This is a genomic window from Acinetobacter sp. 70_2, from assembly GCF_056736115.1.
Map to the genome: position 1 here is coordinate 1,898,735 of NZ_JBWZIP010000015.1, position 12,925 is coordinate 1,911,659.

The 12,925-nt window shown below is 40.4% G+C and carries 10 protein-coding genes; 4 read left to right on the forward strand and 6 right to left on the reverse strand.

The features are described from left to right. Positions 1-49: 49 nt before the first annotated feature. From AC1PJ9_RS18005 to AC1PJ9_RS18015, 3 genes are all read right to left on the reverse strand, one after another. A complete protein-coding gene (locus tag AC1PJ9_RS18005) occupies positions 50-2,248 on the reverse strand; it encodes an OsmC domain/YcaO domain-containing protein (protein WP_311087990.1) in 2,199 nt (732 codons plus the stop codon). Between the two features lie 252 nt (positions 2,249-2,500). After that, entirely contained in the window at positions 2,501-3,781 is a 1,281-nt protein-coding gene (locus tag AC1PJ9_RS18010) for an OprD family outer membrane porin (protein ID WP_311087991.1), read from the reverse strand. 31 nt (positions 3,782-3,812) lie between these two features. Further along, positions 3,813-5,159, reverse strand: a complete 1,347-nt coding sequence (locus AC1PJ9_RS18015) for an MFS transporter (RefSeq protein ID WP_311087992.1) — start codon at positions 5,157-5,159, stop codon at positions 3,813-3,815. 519 nt (positions 5,160-5,678) lie between these two features. Here AC1PJ9_RS18015 and AC1PJ9_RS18020 point away from each other — a divergent pair. Both AC1PJ9_RS18020 and AC1PJ9_RS18025 read left to right on the forward strand, forming a co-directional pair. After that, positions 5,679-6,755 (forward strand): aromatic ring-hydroxylating dioxygenase subunit alpha, encoded by a 1,077-nt coding sequence (locus tag AC1PJ9_RS18020; protein ID WP_311087993.1) that lies wholly within the window; start codon positions 5,679-5,681, stop codon positions 6,753-6,755. Positions 6,756-6,767: 12 nt separating this feature from the next. Further along, the gene (locus AC1PJ9_RS18025) at positions 6,768-7,712 is read left to right on the forward strand and encodes a PDR/VanB family oxidoreductase (protein WP_311087994.1); all 945 of its coding nucleotides are present in this window, start codon (positions 6,768-6,770) and stop codon (positions 7,710-7,712) included. A 43-nt stretch (positions 7,713-7,755) separates the two neighbouring features. On the opposite strand, the gene AC1PJ9_RS18030 is transcribed toward AC1PJ9_RS18025, so the two are convergent. The 3 genes from AC1PJ9_RS18030 to mhpT form a co-directional block, all read right to left on the reverse strand. Further along, entirely contained in the window at positions 7,756-8,448 is a 693-nt protein-coding gene (locus AC1PJ9_RS18030) for a GntR family transcriptional regulator (RefSeq protein ID WP_077162611.1), read from the reverse strand. A 123-nt stretch (positions 8,449-8,571) separates the two neighbouring features. Continuing rightward, entirely contained in the window at positions 8,572-9,027 is a 456-nt protein-coding gene (locus AC1PJ9_RS18035) for a MarR family winged helix-turn-helix transcriptional regulator (RefSeq protein WP_092707807.1), read from the reverse strand. A gap of 69 nt (positions 9,028-9,096) precedes the next feature. Next, positions 9,097-10,329 (reverse strand): 3-(3-hydroxy-phenyl)propionate transporter MhpT, encoded by a 1,233-nt coding sequence (gene mhpT, locus AC1PJ9_RS18040; RefSeq protein ID WP_049065835.1) that lies wholly within the window; start codon positions 10,327-10,329, stop codon positions 9,097-9,099. A 247-nt stretch (positions 10,330-10,576) separates the two neighbouring features. Between mhpT and AC1PJ9_RS18045 the strand changes: the two genes are divergently transcribed. Together AC1PJ9_RS18045 and AC1PJ9_RS18050 are read left to right on the forward strand one after the other, a co-directional pair. Next, positions 10,577-11,416 (forward strand): p-hydroxycinnamoyl CoA hydratase/lyase, encoded by an 840-nt coding sequence (locus AC1PJ9_RS18045; RefSeq protein ID WP_171297237.1) that lies wholly within the window; start codon positions 10,577-10,579, stop codon positions 11,414-11,416. Between the two features lie 37 nt (positions 11,417-11,453). Beyond that, positions 11,454-12,905, forward strand: a complete 1,452-nt coding sequence (locus AC1PJ9_RS18050; RefSeq protein WP_311087995.1) for an aldehyde dehydrogenase — start codon at positions 11,454-11,456, stop codon at positions 12,903-12,905. The last annotated feature ends 20 nt before the right edge of the window (positions 12,906-12,925 follow it).

Sequence of the window (12,925 nt, forward strand, 5' to 3'; positions counted from 1 at the left end):
TATAAAAAAAGCCTATTTAAAAATAGGCTTTTTTATTTCGCTTTTTAAATTACATCGCTACGGCTTTAGCGCGAGCTGCATGCAATTTTTTATAGCTCTCGATCAGACGTAAATGGCGATCAAGTCCTTCTAATTTCATACTTGTTGGTGTTAAGCCATAGAAACGAACACTACCATCGACAGAACCTAATACCGCATCCATTCGTGTATCACCAAACATACGGCGGAAATTAGTCAGGTAGTCTTCAAGCTCTAGTTCTTCATCTAACATCGCTTCAAGCACCACGTTCATGCACTGATAGAACAAGCCACGCTCAACGGTGTTGGTGTTATATTGCAAGTAAGTTTCGACAAGCTCTTTTGCTTCTTCAAACTGTTGTAAAGCAACATAAATCAGCAATTTCAGTTCTAAAATGGTGAGCTGTCCCCAAACTGTATTGTCATCAAACTCAATACCAATCAGCGTGGTGATTTCAGTGTAATCGTCCAACTCGCATTCTTCTAAGCGCTCAACCAATGCCTCAAGCTGTTCATCATCCAAACGATGTAGATTTAGAATGTCTTCACGGAATGAAAGTGCCTTATTGGTGTTGTCCCAAATCAAATCTTCAACGAGATAAATTTCCGAATAATCTGGTACTAAAATACGGCAAGCGGTCGCACCTAAATGCTCATAGACTGCCATATATACTTCTTTGCCCATCTCTTCGAGAATGCCGAACAATGTTGCAGCTTCTTCTACGTTCGACTCTTCGCCTTCGCCAGAAAAATCCCATTCAACAAAGTCATAGTCAGATTTAGAGCTAAAGAAGCGCCAAGATACCAAACCGCTTGAATCAATAAAGTGCTCAACAAAGTTATTCGGTTCGGTCACTGCATTACTTTGGAAAGTCGGTTGAGGTAAATCATTTAAGCCTTCGAAACTACGACCTTGAAGTAATTCAGTCAGACTACGTTCCAACGCAACTTCAAAACTTGGATGCGCACCGAAAGATGCAAACACCCCACCCGTACGCGGGTTCATCAAAGTCACACACATTACAGGGAACTGACCGCCTAACGATGCATCTTTAACTAATACTGGGAAACCTTGCTCTTCTAGACCTTTAATACCAGCAACAATACTTGGGTATTTTGCTAATACGTCTTCAGGAACATCTGGAAGTGCAATTTCACCTTCTAAAATTTCACGTTTTACAGCACGCTCAAAAATTTCTGACAAGCATTGAACTTGGGCTTCTGCCAAAGTGTTCCCAGCACTCATACCATTACTTAAGTACAAGTTTTCAATTAAATTTGATGGGAAATAGACAACTTCACCGTCAGACTGGCGCACAAAGGGTAACGAGCAAATGCCACGCTCTACGTTGCCTGAGTTGGTGTCATATAAATGTGTGCCAAGTAACTCATCATCTGGGTTGTAAATCTCAAGACAGTATTCATCTAAGATTTCTTTAGGTAATTCACCATTTGGGCCCGGTTTAAACCATTTTTCATCTGGATAATGCACAAATTCAGCATTCGCAATATCTTCACCCCAGAACTGGTCGTTATAGAAGAAGTTACAGTTTAAACGCTCAATAAACTCGCCCAATGCAGATGCCAAAGCACTTTCTTTAGTTGCACCTTTACCATTGGTAAAGCACATTGGAGACTGGGCATCACGAATGTGTAATGACCATACATTTGGCACGATATTACGCCAAGATGCGATTTCAATCTTCATGCCCAAATTTGCCAAAATAGCTGACATATTGGCAATGGTTTCTTCTAATGGCAGGTCTTTACCTTGAATATAGGTATGACTTTCTGAAGTTAAGCTTGGCAATAACAGTGCTTGCGCATCTGCGTCGATGCTTTCAACTTCTTCGATAATAAATTCGGGACCCGTTTGAATCACTTTTTTAACAGTACAACGGTCAATCGAACGTAAAATCCCTTGGCGATCTTTCTCTGAAATATCGGCTGGTAATTCAATTTGAATTTTAAAGGTTTGCTTATAGCGGTTTTCAGGATCAACAATATTATTTTGCGATAAACGAATATTATCGGTTGGGATATCTCGAGCGGCACAATACACTTTTACAAAGTACGCTGCACACAATGCCGACGATGCTAAAAAATAGTCAAATGGGCCCGGTGCCGAACCGTCACCCTTGTAGCGAATTGGTTGATCGGCAATTACCGTAAAGTCATCGAACTTAGCTTCCTGTCGAAGATTGTCGAGATAATTAACCTTGATTTCCATGCTGGCACCTAAATATTTTTATGTGTCAGCACAGACACATAAAATTCTAAATATTGAAAAATAAGCCGAATCACAGCGAAGAAATTGACTTAAAAAAATGAGAGATTAAAGCCATGTGTTTAATGAGAGACTCAAGTGGCTTTAATAAGATTGGCGGTATTATAGAGGGATTTTGTGCAGTTGATAACTAAAGTTAAAACATTGCTGATCACAATGTTTTAACTTGTCTTGAATTTAGTTAAATATTGAACGTTAAAATTTAAAGGTATAGTCAACATTCAAACGCGTTTCATTTGCCGAATGGAATGTCATATTCGTTGGCATATCGTTGCGGTAGTGAGAAAAACGAGCTCGCATACCTAAGCCTTTTAACTTACCTTCAGGAATTTTATAGCTCAAATCAAATTCCATCGACTCCTCTTTAAAACGTTGGTCGCCATATTGCAATAAATCAATGTCTTCACCTTTTGCATAGCGAGTCATAAAGCGTAATCCATTTAATGAAAAATCACCTACCCGCGCATTTTTAAAGTCATACTCATAACGAATTGAGTAGACTTTTTCGTCTTTATTTGAATAGTCCGAACTCATAAAATCAAGCACAACCGGACTTTCAGTTCCCGACAAAAATGGCAGACCAGTCGAGCCAAACGACTGCATGTAGCCCAAAGAAACTGTATGGTTTTGATAGTTCAAACCAAATAAGCCACTAATATGTCGGTTATCGACTTCTCCTATTTTTTTACTTCCAGTTTCTTCACTATTAAAAAAACGCACGTCACTTAAAAAATTAAGCTGATCATTTAAAGGCTGTTTGCCGTTAAATCCTAAAAATTGTTGCTGGTAAATGTCTTTGAGTTCGGCATGATAAGCACGCAAACGGTAATCCTTTAACTGATAGCTTCCACCTAATGTATAAAAAGAATCAGTAGCTGCCGCTTTGTCAAAACGATGGTTGATATTGTCTGTTCCCACATCGGTATAACGAATTGAGTCGCGCTGGCGCACTTCGTCGACATAAAAGCCTTCAAGTTGAAGATTTGGAATTTCATTTGAAACAAAGCGAATACCACGATAAGTCTGTGGAAACAAACGCGCTGGCGATGAAAATATGGTCGGTAATTGTGGAACCAGATCCCCCACAAAAAGCTCATTTTTTCTAAATTTAGCCTTACCTGTAATACCTATTTTTCCATAATAATCATCACGCGAATTATCGGTATTCACTGGTAATAAGCCACTCCGTGCATAGTCATCAGCACGGCTTCCCATCAGGTTAAAACCTGCCATTGCCAATACATCAACTCCGAAACCAACTGTCCCTTCGGTATAACCAGACTGTCCTTTAAAAATTAGACCCTGCGCCCAATCTCTGGCTGCTGTATAGGGATATGGATCTTTTTTATAGTCTCGGTCAAAGTAAAAATTACGTAGTGTCAGCTCAGCTTTACTGTCTGCAATAAACTCGGCATGCACAACTTGACTAAATAATGGGCACAAGCATACCCCCACCCACAATGGTGTCTTTTTCATTTTTTATCTCAACTATTTAATTTTTAATGGATTATGGTGCTGTTTTAAGAGAGTAGTTTTGCTCTTTCTTACTTCGGTAAAAAGCATTACCCAAACTTAAAATCAGGAAAATAGCCAAAATAAACACCACACCGTAATAGGCATACAGCGTTGCGGGTGCTACACCTTTATCTAAAAAAATGCCTGCGACCGTTGGCGATAAAATTGCCCCAATTCGTCCAAAACCAATCGCATAGCCCACGCCGCGACTACGGATTTCGGCATCATAAATTGTTGGAGAAATCGAATATAAACCTGCTACACAGCCATTAATAAGTGTGCCAAGTAACAACCCCACCATGAGTGCAATGCTGACTTGAGATGAGACAGCGACAAATAGGAAAACACATGCAGACGTTACACCTAAAAACAGGCTTAAGGCATAGAAGATTTTCATACGTGATGCCAATAAACCAATAATGGCTGCCCCGAAAATCCCACCAATACTAATTAAAATACCGGTACTTACACCTTGGTGTGGCGACATACCCATTGAAATAAGAATTTTTGGTGTCCAGCTCATCACAAAGTAAAAGCCAAACATCACTAAAAAGAATGCAAACCACAAACAAAGTGTTTGAAATCCAAGTTGTCCAGTAAATAATTTGCCCAGCTCACTGCCATTTTGCGTGCTGATTTTTTCATAACGCGGCATAACTGGTAATTCGTTAAGCCCCATACGATTTACAGTGGCATTAATACGTTCTAGTGCCTGTTTTGGTCGTTTCGCGAGTAAGTAATCTAAAGATTCTGGTAATAACCATGCGCTGATCAGCAGCATTGCAATGGTTGTAACCCCTCCTGCTAAAAAGATTGAGCGCCAACCTAAATGCTCAATCAATGCCAGTGATAGTATTCCGCCCAGTGTCGCACCAATTCCGTAACCAGTAGACATTAAGCTCACAGCGAGACTGCGCCAACGAGCATTGGCATACTCACTTGCCAGTACATTACTGCTGGCAAGAATGCCGCCCACCCCAATTCCGGTAATAAACCGAAGTGCTGCTAACATGCCATGGCTTTGTACAAAAGCACATCCCAACATGCTCAGACCCGCAATGACAAGACAAACTAAGATGAGTAAACGGCGACCGATTTTATCAGCTAAAGGTGCGAGAAAAATGGAACCGGCAGCCATTCCAAAAAGGCCTGAACTCAGCAATAAACCAATTTGTGCCCCTGAAAGTGACCATTCTGCTGACACGGATGGAGCGGTAAATGCCATCACCATCACGTCAAAGCCATCAATAATATTGAGACAAATACAGATCAAAATAACAAACCATTGATAACGGCTCATGTTGTTTTGATTGATCTCACTTAGAACGTCTCTTTCCATTTGTGTATCTCCCTTGGATAAGACATACACACGACATTGCTGATATGAGCGATTGGGTGGTTATGCACATCCGTATCCATAATGACCTAGAGGAATATTTGTTTTTTGAGCATCCTGCTCTTTTTCTATACTGAATATTTGGATCCAAAAAATCAACAATATTTTTAAATTTTAATTAACAACGGATTAAATAATTGAAAAATATATTTATAATTTATTCTAGATTTATAGAGTAAAAAATATGGATCCATAAATTATTTATCTATTTTTAAATTTGTAATTTCAAGAGTTATCCAAATATAGTATGGGATTGAAGAATTATGGATCCAAATAAAAGCTAACAAAAATCTCGATCATAAAATTTAAAAGAAACACAAAAAGCCTGTAGAGACATTAAAAAAACATACATAACAACCAAACCTAAAGATCAATATTTTTAAAAAATATACTGCTTATCAATTGACCAATATTTTTATTTATTATAAATTGGATCCAATAAGTGATAAGGAGTCGTCACAAATGTTTATTAAAAATGCTTGGTATGTTGCCTGCCGCCCAGAAGAAATCCAAGACAAACCATTAGGTCGCACTATCTGTGGTGAAAAAATTGTTTTTTATCGCGGCAAAGAAAACCAAGTTGCAGCCGTTGAAGACTTTTGTCCCCATCGCGGTGCCCCACTTTCACTTGGCTATGTCGAAGATGGCAACCTTGTATGTGGTTATCATGGTTTAGTCATGGGCTGTGACGGAAAGACCGTTTCAATGCCAGCTCAACGTGTAAATGGTTTCCCTTGCAACAAAGCATATGCAGTTATTGAAAAGTTTGGTTTTATTTGGGTATGGCCGGGCGAGAAAGCTTTAGCAGATGAAACAAAACTGCCAACTTTAGAATGGGCAGATCATCCTGAATGGAGCTATGGCGGAGGCCTGTTTCATATTCAGTGTGACTATCGCTTGATGGTCGATAACCTGATGGATTTAACCCACGAGACCTATGTTCACTCAAGCAGCATCGGACAAAAAGAAATTGATGAATCATTACCAGTCACTAAAGTTGACGGCGACCATGTCATTACCGAACGTTACATGGAAAATGTGATCGCACCTCCATTTTGGCAAATGGCTCTTCGTGGTAACCACTTAGCAGATGATGTACCCGTTGACCGTTGGCAACGTTGTCACTTCTTTGCTCCAAGTAATGTCCATATTGAAGTGGGTGTAGCGCATGCTGGACATGGTGGTTATCACGCACCAAATGACAAAAAAGTTTCTTCAATCGTGGTCGATTTTATTACGCCAGAAACTGAAACCTCACACTGGTATTTCTGGGGAATGGCACGCAACTTCCAGCCAGATAATGCAGAACTCACCGATCAAATTCGTGAAGGCCAAGGTAAAATCTTTACCGAAGATTTAGAAATGCTTGAGCAACAGCAGCAAAATATTTTAAACAATCCACATCGCAAGTTACTCATGCTCAACATCGACGCAGGCGGTGTACAGTCTCGTAAGGTGATTGAGCGATTGCTTGCCGAAGAAAATAAAACACCTCCTGAAACATCCGCACAGAAATTTCCAAACATTCGGATTATTTAAAGGAGTATGAACATGGACGTTATTATTCAAAAAATTCACCAACTTACCCCGACCATTCGTGCGTTTGAATTGATTGCGGCAAATGGCACAGCGCTACCGAATTTTGAGGCAGGTGCACATATTGATGTGCATTTAAAAAATGGCCTCACCCGTCAATATTCACTTTCAAATTGTTGCAGTGAAAAACATCGCTATGTCATTGGTGTTTTACATGATGCCAATTCACGCGGTGGCTCACGTTGCATCCACACTGAATATCGTGAAGGTGACCATTTAAAGATTGGTGAACCACGCAATTTATTTGAGATTCATCCTCAAACAAAACAGGCAGTTTTATTTGCTGGTGGTATTGGTATTACCCCTATTTTATCGATGGCATATCGACTTAAGTCGGCCAATATTCCTTTCGAATTGCACTACTTTGTTCGTAGCCATGAAATGATTGCCTTCTATGGCAACTTAACCGAGCACTTTGGTGACCAAGTCCATTTTCATATTCAAGATCAACCAGATACCGAATGTAATATGGCAGAGGTTTTGGGCCAAGCTTCGCCACATAGACACTCATATGTATGCGGTCCGACAGGATTTATGCAGTTTGTCATGAGCTCAGCCGAACAAGCTGGCTGGCACAATGAACAGTTACATCAAGAGCATTTTGTCGCGCGAAAAGCAGATACGTCTAACGATGAAGCTTTCACTATTGAAGTTAAAGGTACGGGGCGCCGAATTGAAGTATTACCAGAGCAAACTGCTACTGAGGCATTAATTGCAAATGGTTTTGATATTCCTGTTTCATGTGAACAAGGCATTTGTGGCACGTGTATTACCCGCGTTGTAGAAGGCACGCCTGATCATCGAGATCTATTTATGACCGATGAGGAACACGCATTGAATGACCAATTTACGCCCTGCTGTTCTCGTGCAAAAACTAAAAACCTTGTGATTGAACTTTAATATTTAAGTTCCTTTATTCAGAAATAAAAGAACTTCTTTCACCTTAAGCGCTGAGAACATTTCTTAGCGTTTCACCCAAAATCACCACGCTACTGTGCTCACGCATTAAGGTTTCAGCACGCCCTGCCTGACGATGTACCAATGCATCAAAAATCGAACAATGCTGTAAATGTGCATAGTGCAAACGGCGATATTCTGACAAAGCTTGGTTCTGGTCATAGGTAATGGCTTGAGCAGAAGCCATCGGCAATTGGTTGTTTTTTGCTAAGGCTTGTATGAGCGCAACGTTTTGTGCGCCTTCAATAATCGTGTCATGAAAAATGACATTAAAATGGTGATAACGTTCTAGTTCAGCATCACCAAACTCGTCTTTATCATTAAAAAGTTTTTCAGTTTCTTGAATACAATGTTGCAGCGTCTTTTTCTGCTCTTCGCTTAAGCCTTGTTCTGCCAAAGTTTTCGCAGCTAATCCTTCGAGCACACCTCGCACTTCAAGCGCATCATGAACAAGTTGTTCTGAAATTTCACGAACAGTATAACCACGAGTTGGGTTTTTAATGAGGAGGCCTTCTTGCTCGAGCAACCGAAAGGCAATACGAACAGGCTGCCTTGAAACACCAAGTAACTCGGCAGTCGGAATTTCGGCAATTCTGGCACCGCCTTCAAGTTCCCCTGAAATAATCATTTTTCTTAGTTTTAGTAAAACTTGTTGTCCTGAAGACATTCGCTGCCACACATCACCAAAAACGTCTCTTCGATGCTAGCAAGTTCATTTGCAAAATGAAATAAATTTTCTGTTTGAATCAGTGCTTAAGCATTTGTACTGCGTTTAGTAAATTAAATTGCAATCTACCTTTCATCAAAGGTTTTTAAGATTATTGACCATAATATCGAGGTTATTGCGAATTAAATAAGCCAAGTTAATATCAATGCCTTCAAGCATTTTTTCTTCAACTTTTAAAACCACTTCATTGCATTTATTTAGCTTTTCAACACCGCTTTCAGTCAGGGTAATTAAAATACGGCGGCCATGTGTTGGGTCCGGTTTTTTCTCAATCCAGCCATTCACTAGTAAATCTTGCAAAATTTTGTTAGCCGATTGCGGCTTAATGAAAGACCGCTCAGCAAGTTTGGCATTGGATACATTACTTTTTGAAGCTAAAACAGAAAGTGCAGTAAATTGCGGTAAGGTTATTTCAAGCTCTTTTAAATGTTCTGTTAAATGTTTACTAATAATTCGGTCAACACGAGCAATCATGTAACTTAACTTAGGCTCATCTTCTACTTTTTTTGGAACTAAATTCGAACGTACCATAACCTTTCATTCATCATAAGAAAATCTGTAGTGAAAGTATGAGGGAGATCCTCATACTTTCGTTAAAACTTAGCGAGCACCTGAGCTTTGTACTAAATGTACAGGCTGTTTAGGTTTTTTGACAAGAAGTAATGCAGAGATTGCTGCAATTAAAATCACTGGAATGCTTGAACCAATTACAATGGTCGAGCTTTGTCCAAGCGAGAGTAAAAATCCCGCCATTAAAGGCCCTGCAAAAGAACCAATACGGCCAATTGCAACTGCTGAACCTACACCAGTTCCACGCATTTCGGTTGGATAATACATGGCAGCCAGACCGTATAATGCCGATTGTCCGCCCACAATGAATAAGCCACAACCCACTGCCGAAAGTGCAAGTAAAGCCACGGTCGGAGAAATTGCTAAACAGCATAGTGAGAATAAAATGCCGAGATAAATCAGCTTAATCACAAAGCTCATGCGTAATTTATCAAGCAATACGCCCATCAGAACCGAGCCTAAAATTCCGCCAACGTTGTAACCCATTTGCACATAGTTTGCCTGAAGTTTCGATAAGCCTTGCGCGCCCATCAGTAACGGCAACCAGTTCAATAAGAAGTAGAGCACCACTAATGTACAGAAAAAACTTATCCAAAGCTGAATCGTCGACATCCGACGTTCTTTGGCAAATAAAACTTCCAAAAATGGTGTCGTTTTTTGCGCTTGAACTTTACGTTGTAAATAGTCATTTGACTCAGGTAAAAAGCGCATAATCAGTGGAATGAGTAAAATAGGCGCAATCCCACCAATATAGAAAATATGACGCCACTCTGCATCGCCTGCCAACGACATAGCAACAACAGAAGTGAGTAATCCGCCAAAAGGAATACCGCTATACATAATGCTCACTGCGGTGCCTTTGTGTTGGTCAGGTACAGCTTCAGAGGCAAGTGTAATCATCATTGGTAATGCCCCACCCATTCCTAAACCTGTACAAAAACGAATGAGTAATAGCAAACTGAAGTTAGCAGCATAAGCCGTTAGCAAAGACATAATTCCAAAAAGTAAAATACTAAAAATCAGAATTTTCTTACGCCCGACAATATCGGCAAATCTGCCGCCTAATATCGCACCTGGTAGCGTTCCTAAAATTGCAGCACTAAATGCCCACGCCATCTGGGCATTGTCTAACATAAACTCAGCCCGCATTCGTGGAGCGGCTACCCCCATTGATTGAAGATCAAAACCTTCAAAAATTGCTATGGCAAAGCACAGTAGCAACGTGATTTTTGCCCTTGAAGGCTGTCCTAATATTTTTTCCATTGTGTTGTCCTTTATTGACTAGTCGTTCCATTTAGCCCTTTGTGTATTATTGTTTAACACACCAAAAATATCAGTTAAACTTACTAAAAAATCAACATATTTTTATATTAAATTAATTTAAAAAATAATTAATATTTAAAATACAATGAATTAAAAAATATTTATGAAATTTTATAAAAAAGACTTGAATGTAAGTTTAACTGATATTAGATTAAATCCCAGAACAGCAAAAAATCATTCAAGGAGTATGAAGATGAGTTATGAAAACCGCTGGGAAACAGTAGATGTTAAAGTTGAAGATGGAATTGCATGGGTCACCCTAAACCGTCCGGAAAAGAAAAATGCCATGAGCCCAACACTCAATCGCGAAATGATTGATGTGCTCGAAACGCTTGAGCTTGATCAAGATGCGCGTGTTTTAGTTTTGACGGGTGCTGGTGACTCTTGGACAGCGGGTATGGATTTGAAAGAATATTTCCGTGAAGTCGACACTCAGCCTGAAATTTTCCAAGAACGTATTCGCCGTGACTCATGTCGCTGGCAGTGGCAACTTCTTCGCATGTATTCAAAACCAACCATTGCTATGGTCAACGGCTGGTGCTTTGGAGGCGGTTTCTCACCTTTAGTGGCTTGTGATCTCGCAATTGCAGCAGATGAAGCAACTTTCGGTTTATCTGAAATTAACTGGGGTATCCCACCGGGCAACCTTGTAAGTAAAGCAATGGCTGATACCGTAGGTCATCGAGCATCTTTATATTACATCATGACGGGTAAAACCTTTAGTGGTAAAGAAGCTGAAAAGATGGGCCTTGTAAATAAAAGCGTACCGCTTGAACAATTAAAAGCAGAAGTGACTGAGCTTGCAAACTGTCTACTTGAGAAAAACCCTGTGGTTCTTCGTACAGCTAAAAATGGATTTAAGCGTTGTCGTGAACTCACCTGGGATCAAAACGAAGACTACTTATATGCCAAGCTTGATCAATGTATCCACCGCGATACGGAAAATGGTCGCCAAGAAGGTTTGAAACAATTTTTAGATGAAAAATCAATTAAACCGGGTTTACAGAGCTATAAACGTACTGGTTAACTTTTGATTCTCTAATGGCAAAGTAAGGACACAACCCATGCAAAATGTACAGTTACTTATTCACGGTCAATCTGTTGATGCATCAAATCAGGCAACTTTTGAGCGTATTAGCCCCATTGATGGATCGGTGGCAAGTAAAGCTGCTGCAGCAACATTGGAAGATGTTGACCGTGCCATCGATTCGGCACAACAAGCTTTTAAAGTATGGTCGAAACTCTCACCTACCGAACGTCGCTTACGCTTATTAAAAGCAGCCGATTTAATGGACCAAAAAACCGAGCAATTCATTGAAACTGGAATGCAAGAAACCGGTTCAACTGCAACATGGTATGGGTTTAACGTTCACCTTGCTGCAAACATGTTACGTGAAGCCGCGGCCATGACCACACAAATTGACGGAAGCTTAATTCCTTCAGATGTACCGGGTAATCTTGCAATGGGTGTGCGAGTTCCTTGTGGTGTGATTGTAGGGATTGCTCCTTGGAATGCGCCTGTCATTTTGGCAACACGTGCGCTTGCCATGCCTTTGGCTTGTGGTAACACGGTAGTGTTAAAAGCCTCAGAAGCTTGTCCAGCAACACATCGTCTCATTGGTGAAGTGTTACATGAAGCGGGGCTTGGTGAAGGTGTTGTAAATGTAATTACGCACGCTGCCGAAGATGCACCACAAATCGTGGAACGTTTAGTGTCTCATCCAGCTGTGAAGCGCATTAATTTTACGGGTTCAACCAAAGTCGGAAAAATTATTGCCGAGACTGCTGCTAAGTATTTAAAACCTGTTTTACTTGAATTGGGTGGTAAAGCCCCTGTCGTGGTTTTAAATGAAGCTGACATTAATGAAGCCGTAAATGCAGTCGCTTTTGGAGCATTCTTTAATCAGGGGCAAATTTGTATGTCGACCGAACGTGTTTTGGTTCAAGACAATATTGCTGACCAGTTTATTGAAAAACTGATTGAGAAAACCCGCTCTATTCAAGCAGGTAATCCAACTTCAAAAGACAATGTATTGGGTGTTTTGGAAAGTCGCCGTGCTGCAAACCGTATTCAGCATTTGCTGGAAGATGCTCAAAACAAAGGTGCCGATTTACCTTTAGGTATCCATATTGAAGATACCACCATGCAACCGACGCTGGTGCTCAATATTAAACCTGACATGCTGCTTTACCGCGAAGAATCATTTGGACCTGTATGCACAGTCCAACGTTTTTCAAGCATTGAAGAAGGCGTAGCACTGGCAAATGACAGCGAGTTTGGTCTGTCTTCGGCAGTGTTTAGCCAAAATATTTCGCAAGCACTGGAAGTCGCTCAACAGATTGATTCGGGTATTTGTCATATTAACGGCGCAACCGTACATGACGAAGCTCAAATGCCATTTGGCGGAACAAAATCGAGTGGTTACGGACGTTTTGGTAGTAAAGTCTCTGTTGCCGAATTTACCGAACTACGCTGGATTACCATTCAAACCCAATCACGTCATTACCCGATTTAGTCAGGGTAATGCGGAAAACA